At 49.8% G+C, this 24,860-nt stretch carries 15 protein-coding genes and 1 pseudogene; 6 read left to right on the forward strand and 10 right to left on the reverse strand.

Features of this window, described 5'->3' with window-relative positions; translation table 11 throughout:
- The first annotated feature begins 2 nt into the window (after positions 1 to 2).
- On the forward strand, positions 3 to 890 hold the full coding sequence (locus tag B1748_RS07820) for a LysR family transcriptional regulator (protein ID WP_087567344.1): 888 nt from the start codon (positions 3 to 5) through the stop codon (positions 888 to 890).
- Between the two features lie 151 nt (positions 891 to 1,041).
- Here the strand turns inward: B1748_RS07820 and B1748_RS07825 are convergent, their stop codons facing one another.
- The gene (locus tag B1748_RS07825) at positions 1,042 to 2,358 is read right to left on the reverse strand and encodes an AAA family ATPase (RefSeq protein WP_087567587.1); all 1,317 of its coding nucleotides are present in this window, start codon (positions 2,356 to 2,358) and stop codon (positions 1,042 to 1,044) included.
- A gap of 26 nt (positions 2,359 to 2,384) precedes the next feature.
- Entirely contained in the window at positions 2,385 to 3,809 is a 1,425-nt protein-coding gene (locus B1748_RS07830; protein ID WP_087567345.1) for an RtcB family protein, read from the reverse strand.
- A 464-nt stretch (positions 3,810 to 4,273) separates the two neighbouring features.
- Here B1748_RS07830 and B1748_RS36775 point away from each other — a divergent pair, with 464 nt between their 5' ends.
- Positions 4,274 to 4,975: a hypothetical protein gene (locus B1748_RS36775; protein WP_179215458.1), complete on the forward strand. Its 702-nt coding sequence runs from the start codon at positions 4,274 to 4,276 to the stop codon at positions 4,973 to 4,975.
- Positions 4,976 to 5,331: 356 nt separating this feature from the next.
- On the opposite strand, the gene B1748_RS07850 is transcribed toward B1748_RS36775, so the two are convergent.
- Together B1748_RS07850 and B1748_RS07855 are read right to left on the reverse strand one after the other, a co-directional pair.
- On the reverse strand, positions 5,332 to 6,120 hold the full coding sequence (locus B1748_RS07850; protein ID WP_087567346.1) for a nucleotidyltransferase domain-containing protein: 789 nt from the start codon (positions 6,118 to 6,120) through the stop codon (positions 5,332 to 5,334).
- Between the two features lie 193 nt (positions 6,121 to 6,313).
- Entirely contained in the window at positions 6,314 to 7,144 is an 831-nt protein-coding gene (locus B1748_RS07855) for a phytanoyl-CoA dioxygenase family protein (RefSeq protein WP_087567347.1), read from the reverse strand.
- Between the two features lie 169 nt (positions 7,145 to 7,313).
- Here B1748_RS07855 and B1748_RS07860 point away from each other — a divergent pair, with 169 nt between their 5' ends.
- Entirely contained in the window at positions 7,314 to 8,147 is an 834-nt protein-coding gene (locus B1748_RS07860) for a helix-turn-helix domain-containing protein (RefSeq protein ID WP_087567348.1), read from the forward strand.
- 207 nt (positions 8,148 to 8,354) lie between these two features.
- On the opposite strand, the gene B1748_RS07865 is transcribed toward B1748_RS07860, so the two are convergent.
- The 4 genes from B1748_RS07865 to B1748_RS07880 form a co-directional block, all read right to left on the reverse strand.
- Positions 8,355 to 12,788, reverse strand: coding sequence for an S-layer homology domain-containing protein (locus B1748_RS07865; RefSeq protein WP_087567349.1), 4,434 nt, complete (start codon positions 12,786 to 12,788; stop codon positions 8,355 to 8,357).
- A gap of 118 nt (positions 12,789 to 12,906) precedes the next feature.
- Positions 12,907 to 14,499, reverse strand: a complete 1,593-nt coding sequence (locus B1748_RS07870; RefSeq protein ID WP_087567350.1) for a type 2 periplasmic-binding domain-containing protein — start codon at positions 14,497 to 14,499, stop codon at positions 12,907 to 12,909.
- A gap of 25 nt (positions 14,500 to 14,524) precedes the next feature.
- The gene (locus B1748_RS07875; RefSeq protein WP_087567351.1) at positions 14,525 to 15,394 is read right to left on the reverse strand and encodes a carbohydrate ABC transporter permease; all 870 of its coding nucleotides are present in this window, start codon (positions 15,392 to 15,394) and stop codon (positions 14,525 to 14,527) included.
- 27 nt (positions 15,395 to 15,421) lie between these two features.
- Positions 15,422 to 16,384 (reverse strand): ABC transporter permease, encoded by a 963-nt coding sequence (locus B1748_RS07880; RefSeq protein ID WP_256975571.1) that lies wholly within the window; start codon positions 16,382 to 16,384, stop codon positions 15,422 to 15,424.
- Between the two features lie 218 nt (positions 16,385 to 16,602).
- Here B1748_RS07880 and B1748_RS07885 point away from each other — a divergent pair, with 218 nt between their 5' ends.
- The gene (locus B1748_RS07885) at positions 16,603 to 18,399 is read left to right on the forward strand and encodes a sensor histidine kinase (RefSeq protein WP_179215459.1); all 1,797 of its coding nucleotides are present in this window, start codon (positions 16,603 to 16,605) and stop codon (positions 18,397 to 18,399) included.
- 14 nt (positions 18,400 to 18,413) lie between these two features.
- Complete coding sequence (locus B1748_RS07890; RefSeq protein WP_087567353.1) at positions 18,414 to 19,928, forward strand: response regulator transcription factor; 1,515 nt, start codon at positions 18,414 to 18,416, stop codon at positions 19,926 to 19,928.
- Here B1748_RS07890 and B1748_RS07895 read toward each other — a convergent pair.
- On the reverse strand, positions 19,912 to 21,981 hold the full coding sequence (locus B1748_RS07895) for an alpha-L-rhamnosidase-related protein (protein ID WP_087567354.1): 2,070 nt from the start codon (positions 21,979 to 21,981) through the stop codon (positions 19,912 to 19,914). The genes B1748_RS07890 and B1748_RS07895 overlap by 17 nt on opposite strands.
- A gap of 136 nt (positions 21,982 to 22,117) precedes the next feature.
- On the opposite strand from B1748_RS07895, the pseudogene B1748_RS36345 reads away from it, so the two are divergent.
- Positions 22,118 to 22,287, forward strand: a pseudogene (locus tag B1748_RS36345) (transposase); the annotation flags it as partial.
- Positions 22,288 to 22,374: 87 nt separating this feature from the next.
- On the opposite strand, the gene B1748_RS07905 reads toward B1748_RS36345, so the two are convergent.
- Complete coding sequence (locus B1748_RS07905) at positions 22,375 to 24,816, reverse strand: leucine-rich repeat protein (RefSeq protein ID WP_087567356.1); 2,442 nt, start codon at positions 24,814 to 24,816, stop codon at positions 22,375 to 22,377.
- Between the last annotated feature and the right edge of the window lie 44 nt (positions 24,817 to 24,860).

The raw sequence follows: 24,860 nt of genomic DNA on the forward strand, positions 1-24,860 counted from the left end.
CAATGGTGTCTCATACGGAGTGGTATCGCATCTTCCTGTATGCCGCCGAAGCCTCGAATTTAACCAAAGCCGCCCAGCAGCTTCATATGACGCAGCCTTCCGTCAGCTACGCGATCAAGCAGTTGGAAGAAACGCTAGGCGTTACCCTGTTTAATCGATTGCCTAAAGGCGTGCAGTTGACCGAGGAGGGCAAGGTGCTGTATCGGCATGTTCGACTTGCCTTCGAAGAGCTGGGAGCCGCCGAACGGCATATGAACAATCTTCGTCAATTGCATGAAGGGATTGTGCGCATTGGCGCGAACGGAGCCATTATTCGGGATAGCGTGCTCCCGGCGCTGGATGCGTTCCAAGACCGTTATCCGGATATCCACATCCAGCTTATCCAGGATCAATCCAGCAGTATTGTCGATCGGCTAAAGAAAGGAGAGCTGGATCTCGGCTTCGTCCATCTTCCTGTCTCGGACGACGAGATCGAGATCGTCGCATCGCGCATCTCCCCATACTGCGTCGTGGCAGGAACGGCCTTCGAGGAATATGCGGACCGGCCTTTATCGGCGGAACAACTTACTAAGCTTCCTCTATTGCTGCTTTCCACCGGAAGCTCAACGCGCAAATACGTTGAGCGATGGTTCCAATCACAAGGCATGGAGGCCAAAGCCGATTTCGAATTAAGCAGCTTGGACATGCTGGCCGAGTTCGCGGAACGGGGATATGGCGTAACGTTCCTGCCCAGAGCCTTCATCGCCTCCGGCATCTCCCGGAGATCGCTCCTGGAGCTTCGCACGGAGGTCCCGCTGCCGGATCGGCAGATTGGCATTGCCGCCAGAAAGCAGGCCCCCCTCTCCATCGCGGCGGAGTCCTTCCGTGACCTGCTGAGAGCACAGCAGTAGCGTCTTCCGTAGCGATCCAGTGAGACTAGAGTTCCGCTGAGACAGCTCTGCCCGGCATGGACGCAGGTAGTAACGTCTTCCGCAGAAGACCAGCGATTCTCTCATTCACGGCAGACAGCTTTGCCTGGCATGGAAGCCGGCTTTTCGAAGTTTACAAAAATCCCATCGAGCGGGATTTGTCAGCGGCCATCCAGTCGCCGCTGCGGCTCTTGGCGTAGTCCGACTTCATCTCTTCGACTAGTCGTTCCAGATCCGCTTCCCCTTCGTACTGGCGTTGCAGGGCCGCGGACACGTAGAGCTCGCCAAGCTGCGCGAAGGTGAAGCCCTCCGTACGGCGGGCGATATCGGCGATCTGGTCCTCGGCGGCGAATCTTCCCAGGCCTTTGCGCGTCAGATAGGCAAGACGCAGTCGTTCGTCCGGCAGCTTCACCTCGTATGCCCGGTCGAAGCGACCTGCCCGGTTCATAAGAGCGGGATCGATCTTCTCCGGGTAGTTGGTGGTTCCGATCAGGAAGACGCCTTCCTTGGAAGCGGCGCCGTCCAGCGTGTTCAGGAAATACGAGCGGCAGGACTCCGGCATGGAGTCCAGATCCTCGATGACGAGCACCATCGGAGCCATGCGGGCCGCGGCCGCGAACACTTCGGCGATGGACTCGCTGTTCGTATACTCCGTAATTTGCCAATACGCGACAGGCGCGTCGACGGTAGCCGAGATCGAACGGACGAGCGTCGTTTTGCCGTTGCCGGGTTTACCGTAGAGCAAAATGCCCCTTTTATACGGAATGCCATACTCTTGGAAGAACAGTCCCTCATTACTGAAAAATTCGTCCAACGAGCGGTAAATTTGCGTCTTGAGCGACTCCTCCATAAATACGTCGTCGCGCGTCACCTCGCCCTTGGGGTTCATCCGCTCCTGCTCCAATCCGTCGCGCGTATCGCTAAACAAGATCAGCTTCCTGCACTCCAGCTGGCGCTTGCGCATATCGGCGAGGAACGCTCCAAGCCCCTCATCATTCTCCGCGAAAATAATATCCTCGTTGCCAAGCCCGTACTGCGTCTCTCTCGGAATTCGGGCAAAGGCCACACGAAACTTGTCATAGACGAAAAGGTTGTTGCGAGCGGACGGACGAATCTCGTAGCCCGACAGCCGCCGGTCCGGCTCCGACTCGAACTGGAATTGGCTCGTCTCTACCAGATCGTACAGACTGGCAACATGCCGAAGCCCTTCGTAGCCGCTGCGGATGTCCTCGCAGAGCGCATCCCAGACGTCGTTGTTCTCATCCTGGTAATATAGCTTGGGCTCTGCATCCCAACGTTCCGTCAGATTGACCATAATCCGCTCCATCATGGCCACATAGTTGAAGTAGTTATGCCTCCCGCCGATAGCCGCGCCTCTATCTTTGGCATCCGCGGACCGCACGATGAATGGCGTTTCGGTCTTCGGTTCGTTTTTGAATACGATGTTCATCTTGTTCATTGTTCATCACCTTTATATTAAATGCCTTTAATCGTCGCCATAGGGCGGCATTTCGCGACAACGGATGCCAGACCCGCTCCGACTACGCTGTCCACGATTTCATCAACGTTCTTGTACGCTTGCGGGGATTCGTCCAGAATAGCCTCCAGCCCGCGATGGTTCACCACGATCTCGTCCTCTTCGCCGACGCGCATGGAACGGGCGAATTCGTCGACCGTGACAAGCTGCTTCGTCGCGTTGCGCGACCGTATTCTGCCTGCTCCATGGCAGATAGAATGGTAGTTGGCCGCGCCGCCAGGGGCACCGACCATAAGATAGGAGGCCGTCCCCATGGAACCCGGGATAAGGGCGGGATGTCCAGTCTCCAAATACGGCGCGGGGTTGCCGGGATGGCCTGCGGGCAGCGACTTGGTCGCTCCCTTGCGGTGGACGAAGTAGGCGGACTCCCCTCCCCCCTCTTCGCAGGCGTAGTTATGCATCAGATCGTATAACGTGCGAAGCTCGGCAGCCTTGCCCAGCGTCTCCTTAAATGCCTCGCGGACCGCGAAAGCCATGAGATGGCGATTTACAATGGCGAAGTTAAGCGCGGAATACATCAGGTTTACGTACGCGTACCCGGCCCCGCTGTCCAGCGGCGCGAACTGCAGCTTCGGGTCTGCCGTGCCGAGTCCCGCGCGGCTCATCGACTTCGCGACCTCGGAGCCGCAATACTGGTTGACGGAACCGCCCCATGCCCGGGAGCCGGAGTGGATCATGACGACGACCATGCCGTCCTCAAGCCCCCAGCGGTTTGCAATATCGCGGTTGTCTTCATGGATGCGAAGAGATTGAATCTCCACAAAATGGTTGCCGCCGCCCAGCGTTCCCAACTGTCTATGGGCGCGATGCCATACATGTTCCGGTAGCCGGTCGAGCTCGGCTTCGTCGAAGCGGAAGCCGCTGCTCTCGACATGCGTAAGCGAAGTCGCTTTCTTGGGCGTGTAGGCATCCGGCACGTATTTGCCCGGGAGACCGTGCAGCCCTTTGCGCAGCACATGCTCCAGCCGGATATCGGAGAAGAAGCCCCTCGCGTGGTTCTCCACCGGGATGAGCCGTTCGATCGCTTTTACCAGCTTGCGCCTCAGCCGAACGTCGCGAAGCTCTTCCTCGCGGATGTTCGTCAGGTGGACGCGCATGCCGCAGCCGATATCGCTGCCCACTATGGAAGGCGAGACGAATCCGTTCTCCATCCCCCATACCGCCGTCGTCCCGATGCAGGTCCCGACGCCGACATGCGCGTCCGGCGTGTAGCTCATGAAGCGGATATTCGGGATTTGCAAATTGTTGTTCGCCATCTCGAGGACCTTGTGCCCCATTCCGTGGAAGAGCGGGTCGCTGGCGTAGACATGCAGATCCCCGGCGGGCAGATCCACTCGTCTGTAATAAGTTTGTTGTGTGCTCATATGTTGGTACTCCTTTATTTTTCATTGGTTTCTTGACGTGGAATTGATCGGCGGCGCCGACCTGCTTTGCACCAGGGGCCCGGTATCCGGCTTTTAGATTCGGCTAGGCCGACTTACAAACATAAATTAAGGGAAAACCTCCCACTATTTCGATCCCCTAGGGTTTCTGCATCAAATTAAAGGGAAATGTTCCCTCAATATTGCGTAATTACGAGTCCTCCGGCCGATTTCACGATAATTAGAGGGAGATTTTCCAGCTATTGTCCCAAATCCATGGATTGGCGCAAGATTAGGAGGAGCTTTTCCCTCTATTCGTGCCTACGACATCCAAATGTACGTCAACGGGATGGTATGCAGCGTCTATCGCATTCTTCCCCTAGTTCTGGTGCTGGTGCCGGCGCTGGTTCTGGTACTGATGCTAGTGCTGGTTCTAGTTTTCTGATACTGGTGCTAGTGCTGGTTCTGTGCTGGTGCTGGTGCTGGTTCTGGTGCTAGTGTTGGTGCTGGTGTTGGTGCTGGTGTTGGTGCTGGTGTTGGTGCTGGTGTTGGTGCTGGTGTTGGTGCTGGTGTTGGTGCTGGTGTTGGTGCTGGTGTTGGTGCTGGTGTTGGTGCTGGTGTTGGTGCTGGTGTTGGTGCTGGTGTTGGTGCTGGTGTTGGTGCTGGTGTTGGTGCTGGTGTTGGTGCTGGTGTTGGTGCTGGTGTTGGTGCTGGTGTTGGTGCTGGTGTTGGTGCTGGTGTTGGTGCTGGTGTTGGTGCTGGTGTTGGTGCTGGTGTTGGTGCTGGTGTTGGTGCTGGTGTTGGTGCTGGTGTTGGTGCTGGTGTTGGTGCTGGTGTTGGTGCTGGTGTTGGTGCTGGTGTTGGTGCTGGTGTTGGTGCTGGTGTTGGTGCTGGTGTTGGTGCTGGTGTTGGTGCTGGTGTTGGTGCTGGTGTTGGTGCTGGTGTTGGTGCTGGTGTTGGTGCTGGTGTTGGTGCTGGTGTTGGTGCTGGTGTTGGTGCTGGTGTTGGTGCTGGTGTTGGTGCTGGTGTTGGTGCTGGTGCTGGTGCTGGTGTTGGTGCTGGTTCTGGTGCTGGTGCTAGTGTTGGTGCTGGTGTTGGTTCTAGTCCTAGCACCTATGCTTTCGCGCATGCCCGCCTTGTTTTTTTCATACTTTACAGCATGGGGCTGAATCCCGTTAGACTTCTGCGGGAGTTCTGGCGCAGTGATTTCACACTCATTCCCACCCTGCGGGTCCGCAGGCTCCCCCAAGAAAAAAACCGCAAGCCCGAGGGCTCACGGTTGAACTGTGCATCAAGACAAACGCTTCACCGCTCCGCTCTGCAAGGGAGACAAATGTCGCGAATTCTTTCTCAGATCAGGCCCGTAGAGGCCGATGGACAATAAGCGTATGATATTGTGCCGCAGCTTGCTTGCGTTTTGTCGTCGTATCGATCACGGCCATCGGCCTCCCTTCTCCATATAGTAAATCCATCTTACCCCTGCCGAGGTTCAAGTTCAAAGGAATAAACGGTTTAGTACCGAACTTTACCTCCACGCCTCGGCCAACGTATCGCGAAAAACCTCATCCAACCGTTCCATCCGTATCGGGTCTGCAGGCAATTCGGCGGCACGGGCCATCACCTCCAGCATGATGAGCTTAGAATCCAAATAATCATGAAGGACATCGATACGAGGCTCTCGATCCAATTCTTCGCCGCGCATCTTTCGAGCGAGAAGCTCCTGAATAACGGCATGAAGCTCGCTTCCCTCCGGCACGATCTCCTCCACCAGTCGATGGAATTCCAGCGGCGGCATTTCTCCGAATTTGACGATCCACTCGCAAGCCAGCACCGGCCGCAGCACGTAAAAATATTTTTTGATGCGAACGACGTCACCCTGCAAATATTCGCGGAAGTTGCCCCTTGCCATATTCAAGTAATGGAACATGCACGACTTGGGCGAAAAGGCTTTGGACGCCAGACGTCGTATCCGCTCTGCAGAGCTATAATATTCGCCATACTTGATAGGCGACTGCAGCCACTCCAGCAGCGGAGGATTGGACTTTCGCAGCAATCCGAGCGCCTTGCGCAGATCCCATCCGCTAATGTCCAGCATATCGCTGATTGGCCGCTCGATCACATCGCGACGTTCGAAGACGGACAAATACCACTCCACCGGTCTTATATAGATAAATCGGACATCGTAATCGCTATCCTTGGATGGAAATCCCCACGCCCGGCTCCCCGATTCGCAGGCATAGAGAATGCGAACGTTCTCCTCAAGCTCCAATCGTTTCAGCTCTTCTTGAATGACTTCTTTTTTGATCTCGGTCATCTTTGCTACTCCTCCCTTTGCCCTTGCCTTTGCCTTTCCAGTTACTCGGCTTCCTCCATTTTCTTCTAAAACCGACTAGATGAACATGGCGGAAATATGGCGACATCTCATTCGGAAGCCCATTCCAACAACAAAAAACCTGCAAATCTCTTGATCTGCAGGCTGAGTACTCAAGCGCTGTTCAGAAATGCTTTTATTTGTGATGCCCGCGAGGTTTTTTACCGCTCCAACGCTCGTCTACTTTCTCGTTAACGGACTGGTATCTCGTGTCGACGCTTAGCCGGTATTGATTAGTCGTATTTTCCAGTGAACAATGCATAAGGAACATTCCGAAAATTAATACGTCTCCGGCTTTAAATTCTGTTGTCGCCCATTTGCCTCCGAATTTTTCCGTGACGACAAGAGGATCGTCTGTATAGTGTCCAAACCCGATATTGTCCCTGTCCGAGTCCTTGGAGCCGTAGGAACGTTTAAGCTCTGCGAAATTGTGAGAGTCAAGGCAAATCGCGAGCCCTCCCATCGCATAGTTGATATCGCCGAGCGGAGACCAGACGGTGTACAAGTTGTGTGTCCCTCTTCCCATGTATACGATATCGTAATGGGCACCGGTATAATCGCCTTTCCCGACCGCGCGCAACCATTTATAGTGGTAGGTCATCGATTGATCACCAAGCAGCTCATCGAAGAATCGCATAACATGATCGCCGTTAAGTACGCTAAGCAACTCCGGAAGATCCTCGTTTGTCCCGCCGAAAAATATCGTTTTGCTGCCGTCCGCCATTACCCCGTCTTCCAGCAACGTATCCCGCTCCAGTTTGCCCATCCGGTCCATTTTCTCCAGAATGCGTTGACGTGCTTTCATAACTTGTTCCCGGTCATGGAAACCTCTAAGCAAGAGGTAACCGTCTTCTTGCATTCTGTTTCTTAGGGCATCGATATCGTGAAGCAAATCGTTCGAGCTTCTCAGTTTAGTCAGATGCGGGCCCCCTAATTCAAGCTCTCTGCTGCCGACTTTGACCATCATAACGTAACACTCTCCCTTGTTATTTATGACCAAAGTATAATTATTCCGCAAACGCGAAACCATGGAGAAACGTATTCATTACATGTAAAATAGTACATGAATATATCAAAATATTATAATCGCAAGCAGTATTTATGTATAATTGACCAGAACGGAGGATCGAAGCGTTATGCATAAAATCATGAACATTCCATACGAATTAGCCCCAAGCGATAGTCGACTACCTTGCCGTTTCCATTCCATCTGGAAGGTGCATGCGAACGAATCTTATCAAGTCGCGAAACAGAATGGTTTTTCCGAACCCGGTCTATTCGTAACAATAGAAGGTGCTGGCAGTCTAACGTTAATTGGCGAAAAAAGGCTATTGCATGCTGGTACTTTTTTTATCGCTGACGTGGATATGCCATGCTCTTATTGCTGCATAGACGGCAATTGGAAATTTTATTTCATAGACTTCGCCGGAACGGATATGATTAAGGAGCTTGAGCTTGCTATTGGGCAAGTGACGACAAGCGCCAAAGTTGCAGATAGTGTTAAACTCTGCGAGAACATAATCGAAACTCTCATCGTTAAGCCCGTAGGTTATGTATATTCAGTCAACATTCTCCTTCAAGAATTGCTCCTTCTGTTCGCCCGAGAAAAATCTATCACAAACACTACTCGCGATCCTGAGCTCGATACCGTTCTTTATCATATGCACCAGAACATCGATAAGCCGTTCCGTGTCCAGGATTACATTGCGGAAAGCGGCTTAACCAGAACGACGTTTTTTTCGCGATTCCGCGGAATGACGGGACAATCTCCCGCTCAGTATATGCTCGACCTTAAGCTCGCCTCGGCAAAAGCATCATTGGAGACAACGAATCTGTCCTCCAAGGAAATTGCGTTGGCTCTTAACTTTTATGACGAATTCCACTTCTCGAAGATGTTCAAGCAACGTTATGGCTTTTCTCCCCGGATATACCGGAAAATGAGGACAGAATCGGATAACAGTAGGCATTAATTTGATTTAGAAACAACGTGCCGACTAATGGCAAATCAATCTGGAACCGCGCGAGAAAATAAAGGCAACCCAAATTGCTAGGAGGTTGCCTCGTGAGGACAAAGGACAACAAGAGAAGAGAATGAAAGAAAAAGCCGAGCGAATATCAGGGGATACCTGAAATACGTCGGCTTGACGGTATACTTTAAGCAATGAGCATGACAAGAATTATTTGGTGAGAATATTGTATAGCACTTGTGCTGCTTCAGCACGAATCGCAAAAGAGCGCGGATCGAATTGACCATTGCCCTTTCCTTGCATCAATCCAACAGCAATTGCCTTGCTTACTTCTGCAATCGCCCAGTCGGATACATTAGAGCCATCTGTAAAGGCATCCGGCCCCGTGCTATCAACCTCAATGCTGCCATTCACGAATTCGTATGCGCGTACCAGCATTGCCGACATTTGCTCGCGGGTTATGTTCTCCTCAGGTGAGAACGCCGTCGTCGATGTACCGTTAACGAGTCCCGCCAGATAAGCTGCGACAACTTCCGAATAGTACCACTGATCCGAGGTTACGTCAGTAAACGGCGATGCTTGTTCTGACAATTCGATTCCTAGAACTCTCACAAGCAGCGCTGCAAACTCCGCCCGCGTTACATCGCCATCGGGTGCGAAGTTCTTATCGTCTGTCCCGTTGACCATGTGCTTGGCAGCGAGTATTTGCAAAACTCTGGCTGCCCAGTGGTCTGCAGGAACATCATCGAATCGCTTCGTATATTGGAAAACGGCATACTTCCCTAGGCGATCGATGTTTATGGATATTTGCCGGTTCTCCTTGTCGACGATACCACCGACATACCGCCACTCCTGCGCCTCCTCATCGAATACGTAGACACCGAGGAGCTCCTCGTCAAATACATCATCGTAATCCAATGTCAGGTTCATAACTTCCTTACCTTCTCCAAGCTGAAACTTGTCCCCAGCCGCAGTCCGCAGATACACATCGAACTCGTAAGCTGGGCCAGCTAGCTCAACAGCAGTCGGATTACCCGCTACGGCGGCCTTCAACTCCCCTTCAGATAACGCTGTTATACTCACTTCAAGCGTCGCACCGTTTGGATCCTCCAGTTTGCTGAGGAGAGCTTCCAGCACCCCTTGCTCGATTCGCAGCTTTGCATCCTTCGATTGAAGGACAAGCGCTAACCCCTCTAGCCCTTTCACCGGGATCGAATATGCCGGATTTTTTTCATCAAGCGTTACAATCGCACTGCCGCCATTGATTTCTACGAGCTTCACTTCCGGTACACCAGGCAATGTTGGATATTCCATGATAGGGCTAGTCGTTTCTTCCGGTACTTGATCATGAGGGATCACGTATTCCGTAAGATTCGGAACGATGATCTTGATGGATCCGTCCGATTGTTTCTTTACTGTTGGCTGAGTCGCGTTCCGGTTACCTTCGATCTGGTACAGCTGTCCGGCATAAAGCACTTCCTTTAACCCCATATTGTCAAGCTCGGCAGGCAAATTCGGGTTGATGTGCAGCCCATCCGACCTTGCTTCTACGCCCAGGAAGCCTTCCAGCATGACCATCGGTACAATGCCTGATTCCGAATATTCGCCGACGATGCCAAACACCCATGGCCCTCCAACAGGATTGATGGGATCTCGGCGCAATTCGTCCTGATGGAATTCCTCCAGTATGTTCTCCATTCTTGCAAATGCGCTGTCTGCTCCGCCAGATGTCTTCAATCTGCCCATCATATCGTCGAAGGAGGTATAGAAGATCGCCCCGCCATTCTCCAGATGCTCGCCCCATCTCGCGCTGCTTGAAGGATTATTCGGGTCTACGCTGATGGCTCCGTTATAATCAAACCACCAATACGGCTCCTTGGATTCGACTGCTACCGTATTCGCTCTTGGCGCCCAGCCCCAGTGATAGATATCCTCCCCTGTCGAAGTATCTCCCTCAATAATTCGGTTGCCATCCAACCAGTCATATATGAAATCGGCACGAGCCTCATCGGCCAGACCATACATAACAGCCATTGCATTCAAGAAGGTGAATCCGTAATCGTGCTCCTCATCGTTCACGTCAATCGTAGCGATATAACGCCCAAGCTCATCATTCCAGAACGTCTCATTAAACTTTTCCTGGATAAGCGGAAGCAGCTCGCGCAGTTCAGTTGCCCGATCCGGATTGCCTACCGCACCCTCAAGATCGGCCATTGCCTTCACTGATCCATAGAACAATACATTCTCATAGGCACTCTTATAACCCATCGGGTAGTTGTCCCAATAGTTGGAAGCATGGGCATCTGCCGTACCGTCATTTTCCGGATCCTTAATGATGAGCAGACCATGTTTGCCCTCTTGATCCTCAAGCATAAATTCCATCGCTTCACGCAATTTATCCAACATCGTGTTCACGCCTTGAGGGTAGGCCGGTGCTGCCCAATACGACAAAGACGGCAATGGATTACTGAACATGGAATGATCCCGTGTCCACATATACAGCCTGTGCACGCCCATAATAAACAAAGGGTTATTGGAATAATGTCTGGACAAATCCAGATGCTTCTCCCCATACGCATGCGCCCAGATAAATCCATCATCTAACGGCACATCGAGCATCTGCCGGTAGAGCTCTTTTTTATTCGCCGTATCATTCGTCCAGGCCAGCTTCTGCGCTGTCCAAAATTGCCATTCTGTCGGTCCAATGGCAAGGTTGCCGCCTGGGCCGTTCAACCAACGATTTCCTTCCGGTGTCAGCTCATTTTGCGCCAATCCATAAACCGTGAACATATTGCTCCAATCCGCATCATAGATGTCGCCTTTGGAGGTATAGAATCGTGTTCCTTCCTTGCCAATCACCTTTAGCTCGGCTAATTGAAAGGCTGATTCGCCCTGATCATCCTCGCCAAGCTCGTTGGCCGTAATCTTGAAATATTTGGCCGCAAGTCCGCCTGTCTCCAATACGAAATCAGAATCAACGGGACCAGGCACGGTCATATTCTCGTAAATGGGTACATCGTGCCAGATTAGACCATCTACACTATAAGATAAGGTTAGTTCTCGCGGGAAACCATAACCTCCGGCTCGAGGGCTCAGCTTAATTCGGTCAACCGTGTATACGCGGCCCAAATCCACCGCAAGATGCTCTTCTTGGGAAGGATCATCTGCATGCAATTCACTGGACCAGTATGAGCTCGGATCGCCATCCAAGACATGAATCCCGGCATAAGCCGCTTCCCGTTCGGAGGAAACGGAAGAGACCTGCACTCCGTTTATCATATGATCGCCAGTCGCTCCTGCAGGTTCTGCAACGACAACCTGCAGTGGCTCCGACCATTCTTGAGACGGGTTGCCTTTATTATCATAGGCCCGCACTTTAACCGAATAGGTCCCTGGCGCTTCCCATGCATGTGAAGAACGTCCATTACGATACGCTTCACCATTCGTTCTTGGTTTAACTGGCGATGACATGGACAACGAGCCATCTCCCCAATCGAACAGATACGCCAGCATCGATCCAGCCCCGTGGGATGCTCCGCTATAGAATTCAGCTGTTTCTCCTGCCTTGATCGTTGCAGAACCTGTAGGAACTGCTGGCTTACCCGGTACTACTCCGGAGATGAAACCAACCTCTGCCTGATAGTTAAAGTTTTGCAATACCACTCCATTGGCATAAGAGACGGACGGATCCCCATTCTGACGATCATAGCCGTAAACTCCGATCCATTCTACCGGATCGCTCAGTTCCCAGAGATAAGATCCCTGAGGCTGCTCCGGAAACTCCAATTCCAGCCAGGCATTATCATTGAAATTAACAAATGTTTTACTTATAATTGCTTCTTTGCTTGTTGTCATTGCATAGTTAGTATCCCAAGCATACAGAGACAGCGTCAGCTCTCCGACATTGTTCCCATAGCTTGGCGCCACAACGCGGAAAGAATCAAATCCTGATAATACATTAAATCTTTGCCCTCTTGTTGCTGTTGCGTTAAAATCAAAGGCGGGTCTATCGCCTTGCGGACTATAGAGCTTGGTCCAACCCATCACAGCAACTGCCGATCCTTCGGGATCTACTGCTCCTCCTTCGCTTAATTCAATTTCCGACATATAATTGTAGCCCGGCAGCTCCACACCGTTGTCGAATGAGACGGACTTATCGTTACCATTGCGAGCAAATCCGTATACCCCGACCCACTCTTCATGACCGCTTAATTCCCAGAGATAATCCCCCTCGTCCTGCGTTGCAAAATTAATTTCCAGCCAGTCGCTATCAATAAAATTGACAAATGTTTCAACTTCGATAGGCTCCTGACTTGTTGTCGTTTCATAGTCAGTATCCCAGGCATACAAGGACAGTGTAAGCTTCCCCGTATTGTTCCCATAGCTTGGCGCCGACAGACGCAATGAATCAAACTCAGCATCGGCAGTAAATTTCTGGCCCTTTGTTTTTGTAGCGCTTGCATGAGTCGGAAACTCAAAATGAGCTTTATTCTCATTTCCAGTGTGAGTATACAGCCTGATCCAGCCATCCGCACTAGCTCGGGATGGGAGCAAGGACAGCGAGCTGCACGCAACAATCGCTGCCAGCATGAATATTCCAAGTGTTCTGCAGTACTTATTGAAATCACTAGCATATGTCTTCATCCATCTATTCCTCCGCTCTTCGTCATAAGTAGAGCCATAGCCAATCCGCCTTTAGAAGCTTGTCGCTGTAACTGCCCTAATGCTGGAATGAAACTATGGCTCCCTGAGTCAATACGGGCTATTTGATATAGCCAAGCGCCTTGTATTGTTCCGTTGCGCTGTCCAGAAGCTGTTGGCCGCCGGCCTTCAACCATTCTGCCTTGAATGCTTCATAATCACTCGTATTTCCTAGGACGTATTTGATATCAAATTCGTTCTGAAGTCTCGTAACGTCATTCAACAACTGCGGATCCAGCGTCAACAACGATTCAAAATCTTGATAGCGTGCGGCATTGATCGTCTCGTTATCAAGTTCAAATGTCTTTTCTTGTACCGCTCCCGGTTCTTTCGCCGTACTTTGAAGCACACTGTCACGATTGGTAGCGATCCAGGTGCCGTAATCCCATGCTCCCGGTACATTGCTGCGATAATTGCTGGAGTCTTTGGTTTCGCTAAAGAATTTGGCGCCATTATCCAGGTCGGTCATCGTTTCTCCTGTAATGCCAACGCCCCAACGTATTTTCCAGTACCCGTCATTTGGATAGGTTACGCCTTCAATCAGTTGAAGCACTCGTTCAAGCTTCTCAGGATCCTTTGCCGCGTTTGCGGAAATCGCCAGCATGCCGCTAACCGGAGCATCTGCAGGCAATTTGCCACCCGAATCCGTGCCTTTCGGCATGGGGAGATTCGTCCATATATCCGCCGCTTTTCCCGTATTGCTGGTATTCGCTTCGTACTCTGAAAGCAGAACGCCAGGATATTGATCCACGCCAACCTTGTCTGTACCCAGCTTCACTTTCTTTTGCTCCCAATCCTGCGTGTACCAGTCCGGATCAATAATCTTCTCATCCTGCAGCAGCTTCACGAAATCCAGAAATTTCTGATGAGTACCATTAAGGATGGAATGATCTACCTGGTTATTGGTTACCTGGAAGCCCATTTGACCATACATATTTTCTAATTGCGACAAGGAGCTAAAATTCGCGCCTGCGCCTGCAGAGGTTGCTCCCCATGTATCAGCTTGATTGTTGCCGTCTGGATCGTTGAAGGTAAACTGCTTGAATACTTCAATTAATTCAGTATCCGTCTGCGGAATTTGCAAGCTTAGTTTATCCAGCCAGTCCTTGCGGATCTTGAACGACCATGTATTGGCATCCGGCTGTCTTGGCAACGCGAACATCTTTCCATCTTGAGATACATATTTTTTGGCTACATCGGACATAGTGGCTGCCGCGGTCGGCACCTTATCCAGCAATGGGACCCAATCATCAAGCAGCACTCCCTGATTGTATAGCTTCTGGAACAAGGTTCGATCCGTGCCTGCAACAAAGATCAGATCAGGCTGATTGCTTCCCGAGAAACGGGTGAACAGCTTGCTCTCGAAATCATTGGCAGGGATCGTCGTCAAGGTGAAGTCAACGTTAAACGTTTCATCAATCCACTTCTTGAAAGGATCACTGTCGTCTGTAGGTGTGTTAACCCAGCCCGTCTCGATCAATTCGATAGCGAACTTCTTATCGCTGGTTTTCTCAGCGTCGGTTGCTCCAGCTGTTGGACTAACCGCATTCGAAGGACTTACATTGTTCGGATCTCCTGATGACCATCCTGCAAGCATAATGCTTCCGGCAAGCATCAGTGTGCCTACTGTTCCCCATTGTTTTCGTCTCAACATTCAAATCATGCCTCCTATATTAGTTCTAACCCTTTACAGCCCCCAAGTACATGCCTTTGGTAAAATATTTTTGCAGGAACGGGTAGACGCACAGAATGGGCAGAATACCGTAAACAACCAATGCCATCTTCAATGATTCCTGCGAAATGGATGGAATAATTGTGGCCGCTCCCGCATTTTGCATAATCGAGAATTCGCGATCATTCTCGAACATATTGCGAATAAGAAGCTGCAACGGATAAAGTTTGCGATCATCGATATAAATAAGAGCATCAAACCATGCATTCCAATGACCAACGGCTGTAAAGAGTCCAATTGCCGCCATGGCTGGCGCCGCCATCGGAATCATAATTCTCCACATAAGCTGAATCTCTCCAGCCCCGTCGATTTGAGCCGATTCTTCTACCTCTGAGGGCAAGTTTTCAAAAAACTGTTTTAACACCAGCACACTCCAGCTATCCACCAATCCCGGGATGATCAGCGCCCAAATCGAATCCAGCAGCTGCATATCCCTAACGACCAGATAGGTTGGAATAAGGCCTCCGCCAAACAGAATGGTGATCAGAATAGCCAATAGCAGCACTTTCCGACCAGGAAGCTTCTTCCTTGACACCGCATATGCCGTTATAACGGTAAAAGCTAAAGTCAGTAACGCCCCCATCGCCGTCCTTAATACCGTTACCCCCATCGCCTTTGTGAACAGGGTGCTTGCAAACATTTGCTGGTACGCCTGCAGCGTAATTTCATCCGGCCAGAGAATAAAGCCGCCCTTGGCGTTCCATTCCTGTATATACACAAGCGAAGATGATATCGCATACCACAAGGGCAGGACGGAAAAGGCGCTTATTACCGAAACAATAATCGCTGCGGACCATTGGTAGACCCGTTCGGACATCCTTCATCCTCCTTCCTCCTCCTCGATTTACCAAATGCCGGTCCCCGTCCATTTCTTCGAGATCGAGTTCGACGACAATACTAATATGAGACCAATTACGGATTGAAACAAGGAAACAGCCGTTGTCATGCTGTACTGCATAGAGCCTAGACCCTGCCGATACACATATGTATCGATGACATCCCCCACGCTATAGGTGGCCGGATTATAGAACAACAGAATCTGTTCCGCACCCGCATTCAAGATGCCCCCCAATGAAAGCGTGAACAAAAAGATCATGACCGATTGAAGCCCCGGCAGCGTTACATGCCATATACGTTTTAATGGACCGGCGCCGTCTATCTTGGCTGCATCGTACAGCGAGGGATCGATCATGGACATTCCTGCCAAATAAATGATCGTGCCCCATCCGATTTCCTTCCATATCGCCGATCCTATTAATAATGGCCGGAACCAATTCGCATCAAGCAGGAAGTTCTGAGCCTTGCCTCCCACTTCCTCCAGCAAGTGATTAACTAATCCCGTGTTAGAGAACAACGCATATACAAGTCCATACATGATGACCCACGAGAAGAAATGAGGAATATAAAGCAACGTTTGGCTTATTCTGCGAAGAAGGGAAGAATGCAAATCGTAAAGCAGAATAGCTAATATGATCGGCGGAAGAAATCCAAACGCCAAACGCAGCAAACTGATAGCGATGGTATTCCTCAGTACTTGATAGAATTCATCCTTAGAGAAGATGTGCGTAAAATTATCGAATCCAATCCAGTTGCTATGCCAGATCCCACCAAGAAGCGTAAAATCTTTAAAGGCAAGCGTCACCTGTACAAGCATCGGATAGTAACGAAAAATGCCGTAATACACGAGAACAGGCGTGATCAGCAGATATATAAACCAAAAGCGCTTCATCTGCTTTACCCTTATCCAGCCAAGAGGATTTGGTCTTCTAACAACCCGACCGGCCATCTCATTATCGTGATACTCCATCTGATAATTCACCCCCTTGCAGCCTATTTCGCTGCGACTTGATTAGCTTGCATTGTCATTTTATCGAACGGCCAATTGCATTTAAAGGTGACAATCCGAGCAAAAGGGTGCAGATATTGACACAACAGCATTTGAATATTGCTTGCATGAATCTTCTATTTTATACTCATGATTATCACTTCATTGGATAGAAAATAAAACGGTTGGAGCGGATGAGCTTGAGAAGGTTATCGCGCCTGAAATATCGAAACTGGCCTATATTCTACAAAATGGCCATTGTTTTCTCTCTGCTGTCGACCAGTCTGATTCTAAGCATTGGGTTTTTGTCGTATGTCATTTACCGCAATAGCTTGGAAAGCCAAATCGGTGAATTCGTTCCGCAAGTGCTCTCTCAAGTCAATCACCAGGTAGAAAATTATCTGGACGATCTCAAATCAACATGGCCGGATAATTTGGAACAGGCATTAAAGGAAATCAATCTCAAAGAAGGTCTGCCCACCTTGGAGAAAACGTTAATGATTCGCGACATCATTGATACACTTAAATTACAGTTGAAGGGCTCTCTCTACGGGGTCACGTTCTATACAGATCAAGGTTATACTTATGTAAACGAACAATCCGGCGGTGTATGGAAGAATGTCTCCTATGCGACCCAACCGTGGTATAGCCAATTGGACTTGGTCGACTTCTCGCCGATTGTGCTGGGTACCGTCCGTCAACAAATTGTGAATAATAGCAACGGAACGTTTTTCTTCTCCATCGTCCAGCCTCTTCGTCTTTCCGGTACGAAGAATTTGGCGGGCGTCATGCAAATTTTCGGCACGATGGAGCCTTTGAATACGATTATGCATGGTATTAATCTAGGATCGGACTCCAGATTCTATATTCTCGACAACGATAACAAAATTGTTTATTCTACGCTTTCATCCCAATTAGGGGAATATTGGAATCCAACACTCGGCTTCGACATGAGCAAGCAAGTGCCCGGAGCCCATTCGGACACCGTAATGCTCAATAACAAAAAATATATGATGAGCTACAATTGGTCATCCGGAACTAACTGGAAGGTGATCGGATTTGTGCCGATGGAAAATTTCAGCAAAGGTATATCCAGAATTGCACTGTGGACGGGAATTTGGGGAGTAATCGGGGTTATTATTGCGATTCTATTATCGAGTCTTCTAGCTTACGGATTTACCCAGCGTCTCAAACAATTGAGCAAGCAAATTCGTTCTACCCAGCTTGATGAATTAGAGCAGAAGCAGGAACCGTTGCAATACGATGAGATTGGTTATCTATCCGTTTCCTTCCGAAGCATGATCAATCGCATACGCAATCTGGTCGACGAGGTGCTGAAGTCAAAGATTCTAAAGCAGGAGGCTGAAATCAAGGCGCTTCATAGCCAAATCAATCCTCACTTTCTCTATAATGTCCTGGAATCGATTCGTATGACCATCAAGAAGGGGGACCATGCCGCAGCGGAAGCCGCTTTAGTATCGCTTGGGCAGCTTTACCGCTACCAAACCTATCAAGAGAATGATCTCGTTACAATAGGTAAAGAAATGGAATTTATCGAGCAATATTTGCACATTCAACAATTCCGCTTCGGAGACTTGCTAGAGGTTCAAGTAGATGTGGCCTTAGATGTCCAGGATTTCCTTTTCCCTCGGATGATCCTGCAGCCGCTTATCGAAAATGTGCTTAAACACGGTCAATCGCAGCTCGACATGTTCATTCAGTTGCTCATTCGTATTCGTTGTGAACAGGATTCGATCCTCGTCGATATTGCGGATGAAGGCGACGGGATGAGCGACATGAGATTGCAAGAGGTTCTCGACGGCTTAGAGCAGGGGTTTACAGCTGACCAACGTTTCGGTCTTGCCAATGTATATCAACGAATCAAGAATCTATATGGCGAGCGAGGAAGCATGTACATTGAAAGCGAAGAAGGAGCGGGAACGATCATCCAAATCCGCATACCCGCTGAACATTATACGAAAGCCGCACACATTTGAAAGGGGTTGCTCCTATGAACGTATTGATTGTGGATGACGAATTTGCGATCCGAGAAGGACTTCGCGACATGTTAAAGCAGCTTGCCAACTCCGGCATTCCTATACACCAGGTTGAAACATCGATTGACGGCAATCACGCGATGGATATTCTTCATTATTATCATTTTGACTTGCTAATCACCGACGTGCGAATGCCAGGGATGGACGGGTTAACGTTATTAGAACATGTTCAAAGCCGTTTTCCAAAAATGAAGACTATCATACTTAGTGGCTTTGATGAATTCGCATACGTTCAACAAGCTTTGCGCCTAGGAGCGATAGATTACCTGCTCAAACCAGTAAATGTGCCCGATTTGACAAAAACGATCGAGCGTATTTCGTCCGGGTTAAACGATACCTATAACATCCACCGAAGTTGGAAGCGCTTCAACGAACTGGATGCATTCAAATTATTAGCTGTCGTAGATATTGACAATCCTCAAGAAACCCGCGCCCTTGAATTTGGAGATTGGCAAACTCTTTCGTGGATGCTTAGAAAATCCTCTTTTGAAATCTTACAAGATATGACTGGCGTATACCTCATTGAAGAGATGGAGTCCCGGATGGATAGCTGTAATATGATATGCGGCTTCACCGGCGAGTCTCCCGAACGAGCAATGGAGCAATTCGAACGATTCGCCTCTGCTCTGTTCGAATTTTGGGAGGATCGCGTGCGTTTATCCATTAGTATCGGAGTATCCCGTCCTTACCGGCACGATCATTCGGAAGAAGCTCCCTATTCGGAAGCCCTGACAGCACTGCTTACGAGACTTTACAGAGGCAGCTGCATTCAGAAATACCCTGAGGATGAACAGGCTGAGATAGGTTCCGCTTCCTTTGCTCGATTATGGCAACAGCTTGAAGTCTCTCTCGACGTTGGCGATATCGATCGTGTCATCGAACGCCTCCATGAATTTGTTCGCGAGAGTGTGAAGCAAGGTACTCCTCGTCAGCTTATGTGGTCTCTGGAACGCTTGATGCTGGATCTGAATGGGCGCATTAATCAGAATGCACTAATTCCTTTTTCGATAGAAGCACGTCACATTACTCAGAAAGTCAATCAAATGCAATGGTCGCGCAGCGAGGAAGCGTTGCAGCAGCAAATCGGAAAATGGATAAACGATCTTCTTCTGTCTAGCGATCCTGAAGAGCAAGAAGGACAAATCATGCTCAAAGCCAAAAAATATATCCGTGAACATTTGGGAGAAATGATCTCATTAGAGGAGGTCAGTCAACATACCTATATAAGCAGGTCACATCTGAGCCGACTTTTCCGCATTCGAACGGGGCAAACCTTTCTGGAATACTTAACTGACTTAAAAATCGAAGAGTCCAAAAAAATGCTTACGGAGCCTGGAATTAAAATATATGAAGTAGCCGAAAAGCTTGGTTATCGAGATTGGAAGCATTTCAGCAGGACCTTTAAAAATAAAACAGGGTATGGTCCTGCTGAATACAGAGCCAATCTCAATATCAGTCCATTGGAGTAAAGACAACCTCATAGGTTATGCCCGGTACATCGATGCAAAGCTCGTACCAGTCGTCAGCAAGCATTGTTATGATATTCTGACCGGCATTTGGTTCGTGGCGGCTGCGGAATTGCAGCCGCCCCTTACCTGCAGGTATCGAACAACGTATCGACTTGCGATTCATGAATACATATACTTCACCTGCAGGCACAGGAACTCGTCCCTCCATCCATTCAAGCCCTCCAAGCGCTGGACGAATGAATACCTCCTCATAGCCGGGCCTTGCGGGAGTCACTCCGAGATAGTATCTGCCGATCAAATATATCGGACTAGCGCCCCAGGCATGGCAAAGGCTCTTGCCATACTTGCGTCCGTACATGGCATACTGATCCGGCATCGGTATAGCAGGATCATACTCCTCCCAGAAGGAGGTTGCTCCCAAATCCAGCATGCCACCCCAATAATCCAACATTTCATGGAGAACAAACGATTGTTCACCCACCTCGCACAAAGCCGCAAGCTCATAAAATCGCATATAAGGAGTCGTAATTTTCGGAACGGAAGGATTCAGGAGCACCTGCTCCTTCACTCGATTCATCTGTTTGGCATCCGCAAATCCATACAGCACCGCCATCATATTGGGATGTTTAGTCACGAACGCATCGAGTGAGCCGTTAATGATGCGATGAATATAGGCCCCTTTTTCTTCGTCCCAAAAAAGCTGGCGAATTTTCTTCCGAAGTTGTTCGGCTTGGGGCCGATAGTAGTCGCCTGACGCCTCATCACCCAACAGCTCCGCAAAACGAACAATGGACTCCAGGGAGAGGCAGTACAGCATTTGCTCGAAAGCCAGTGCTCCTTCCTTATCCATGTCCGCCCAATCCACAAATACCCAATCGCCATTCTGCCCCTCTAACATGCCATCTTCATTTGACCGTGATTCACAGAACTTGATTAGACGCAGCATGGAATCGTATTGGTCTCTAATAAACGACAAATCTCCAGTGAATTGATAGTAATCTTCAAGTCCCATAAACCAATAAAGGGTATAGTCCATAATCGTGTTCAAATGATGCTCAATTGGATCCTTTCCTCTAAGCGCGATCATCGTTCTCTGTGTTACCGGAAGGTCAAAGAACAGATAATAGTTCATGAGATAGCTTTGATACGCATCCCCCGACCAAACCCAACGGTCCCGTTTGATCCCGTCAAGGAAAAATTCCCGAGTATTCAGATGGAACGTATAAGAGGATACCTCCCATATTTGGTTTAGCTTTTCATTGGAAGACTTGAATTGACCACGATAGGTCAGCGGCAAATATTCATACAGTAATGTGACGGAGCCAATGCTCACACCTTCATCGGACGTAATCCGAACATACCGAAGGGCGCGTGATCGAGACAAAGTTAAACTCGTAGTCAAGCTAGTGACATCAACAATATCATAAGTCTCGCAATGCTCGAAGTCGTTCGCTTCCTCGAGCGATTCGCCGTAAACAAGCCGTACCTTTCCTTGCCCTCGTATATCATGAAGCTGTACATAGCCGAAGGTTTCCTTGCCAAAATCTATGAGCAATGCTCCTTCATTAGAAACAGCGTTTACCGGTTCAATCTCTATCGTATCCAATCTGAAGTCTGATGGAGGAATCTCCTGCTGATGAAAGCCTGCACGCCCAGCCTTCACATAGCCGGATTGCCACAAATGACTGACTTCCCAAGTATGATCCGACTTAACAGTTGGACCCTCCACAAATAAAGAAGGGACTCTTGTGAAATGATGGACTTGAACGAAGATCGAATGCTCCCCGGCTTGAATGACAACTCCTTGCCCTGGGGAATTCATCGTTACACCGTCGATCTGCAGCATAAACTCTCCATTTGCCCTAAAAACAACAGATTCTGCTGCCTCTAAATGTACGGTCCTCCGAAATCTAACTGCCGTATATGGACTATCGACACGCCAGATTGGCGGAATCGTTATTCTTCGTTCATCACGTCTGAATTCCACTTCTCGACGAAGCCATATTTCGAAGTCGCCTGGGTAAAAAATCCACTCGGCTCTTTTACTCTCCATTCATTCACACCTCCATATATTCAAAACCGTTTGGTACCCATTCTATCAATCATCGTATAGGCATAAAAGGAGCTAATTACATCAAAATGGAATGAAAATAACTATTACGCCTCCCGAGAGTTACCGCCGCCAGCTCCGAACGTGCTACCAAACCATAGAGCGATGCTTTGCGGACGCCAGGGAGCTTCACGGGCTTCGTTATTGTCGTTATCACGGACGCAAAAAGGTGCAGCCACAAGCTTTGATGACGCAACCTGCCAGAACTTAAAGAAGATCGCCAATATCCTGGCCAAGAAGGCGAGATAAGGAGCGATCTTCTTCAGTTCAGAATCAAAATGGCCTTCATCCTGAATTAACAGGATTTCTTCTGTCGTATTCCAATATAAACCACCTTCAATCGATAAACCCAATCTTCCGCAGCATGCGGTCGATCATCGCTGCCGCCTCCGCCCTTGTCGCCGTCTCCTTGGGAAGCAGTTGGTTATTCCCGTTGCCTACGATCAGACCGGCTCGCAAGGCCGTGGACATCTCGTCCTTTGCCCAAGGCGATATTTCGCCTGCGTCTCGAAAACGATTCAGGATCCCAACGTTGGCCCGATCCGGTCGATCAACCGCGTAGCGCATCCCCGAAACGATCATGACCGCGGCTTCTTCCCGACTGATTGGATCTCCAGGACGGAAATTGTCCGTCTCGTCCCCATGCACCAATCCTTCACGGAAAGCCGTTACCACCGCATCGGCATACCAGCTTGCCGGGTCTACATCCTTGAACTCGCTCACTCCCACCGCCACTGCCTGCAAACCCAGGGATCGCGCCAACATCGCCGTCATTTCCGCGCGAGTCACCGGAGCATCCGGAGCGAACCTTGTGTCATCCATACCGTTAACAATCAGCTTCGAGCCGAGCCGATTGACGACCTCTTCCGACCATAGGCCCATCACATCCGCGAATGCCTTTTCGTAAACAAGCACGGCAGCGATGCCGCCTGAACGGCTCTGAAACGCCGCTTTAGCTCCCTCCATTCGGGACGGCGCGTAATGGTAGGTTTGATTCGATCGATCGTAGCGTGCCCCGATTCGTACAGAGGGATCTCCTGCGTCATCCAAAGCCAAAGTATAAACAACATAATCCGCGTATCGATCTATGATTCGTTCCTCGTCATCCGTCACAACCGCCAATTCCGTCTCAACAGGAACCCCTGCCAATCGGGCACCGATCGCCGCCGCCGCTTGCTTCATCTCTCGCAGAAGGATGGAATCGGCGAGACGGATTGTTAGTTTCGTTCCAGATACCTCTGCAGTATCGATCTCGGACAACAACACCGCCACCGGCAAGTCGTAAGCCGCCAAAGGGGTCCTTAACCGCACCACGCCCTCGGGGTTATACTCTTCCAGTACCCGCATCGTTCGTACCGGGATCGTAAGCGTCCAGGCGTTCGAGCTCATAGCCGGTTGCCATTCGCCGCTATCCGCCTCAACGATATCCGAAAGCAAATCTTTTTGTTCATAATAGAGGGTTTGGGATTCGTTATCCCCGGTCGTTAACGTCATCACATATCGCGGAATGACAGGAGCCGGAGGCGGGGCTTCACTGTCGTCATCTTCGGAAGCATCGCTTGACGGCGCACGGGTCACGTCGATCGTATAGCTTCCGGTTGTGCCGTCGATCGTGACGACTTCGATTTCGATCGTATTCTCGCCGACATGAAGCGCAATTGGCGCCGATGCATGGCCGCTCGTCACGGCATCGCCGTTTACCGTGACGGCAAAGTTGCTGTAACTCGCGGTCGGCGTCACCGTGATCGCATACACGCCGTTCGTCACTGAAACAGTGTAAGCGAGCGAGTCCGGAGCAAACGCCGGACTTAAGCTGCCCTCGCTCAACGTCAACCTGCTCAGTTCCGGCATCAGCTTATGAAAGGTGTGACCCTTCGCAACCGCATAATCTTTGGCCGGCGAGGGGTCATAACTGATAAAGGCCAGATCATCCGGGGACGCTTGATTGTTTTCGAAAGCATCTGTCCCGATACTTGTCGCATCTCCGGGAATGGTAACTTGAATCAATGCATTGCCAACAAATGCATATTGCTCGATGCTCGTCACGTTTTCCGGAATTTCAATCGTTGTCAGTTCATTATTAGCGAATGCATATCTACCGATGCTTGACAAACGATCGGAAAGCTCGAGGCTGGTTATTTGGTTGCTTCGGAAGGCTGCTGTCCCGATCCCCGTCAAGCTGTCCGGGAACGTGACGTGCGTCAAATGGTTCCGATAGAAAACAAAATCCCCCAGGTGCTCCAGGCCTTCCGGAAGAATGACGCTCGTAAGATTATTTAATTCGAATCCCGCGCGTCCGATACTCTTCAAGCCATTCGAGAGCGTCAGACTGGTCAAATTATTGATCCGAAATGCATAATCTCCAATCGTCGTCACGCTATCCGGAATCGCGAGACTTGTCAGTTGGTTGTACATGAATGCTTGATCTCCAATCGTCGTCACGCTATCCGGTATGATGAGACTTGTCAGACGATTGTTTGTGAAAGCACTCTTACCGATACTGGTTACGGTGTTCGGAATGACGACACTGGTTAGATTGTCGCTAAAAAAGGCAGCTTGCCCGATTCCTGTAACCGTTAGCCCATCCAATGCACTCGGAATGATCACGTCCGTATTCGTTCCCATGTATGACGTAATTGCCGCTGTTCCGTCCCCGTTATCCATGTAACTGAAGTCGCCTGACAATGCCGCTTCGGCTTGCTGTCCAGGGACTGGCATCCAGACGGCGGTTAGAAAAACCAACAATGCCATCGTGCGAAGCGCCGCTCTTTTCAACATTCTTTTCCCTCCAGTTGGGTAATTCTAGATCGCAAGATCCATTC

Source organism: Paenibacillus sp. MY03, from assembly GCF_002165585.1.
Lineage (GTDB): Bacteria > Bacillota > Bacilli > Paenibacillales > Paenibacillaceae > Pristimantibacillus > Pristimantibacillus agaridevorans.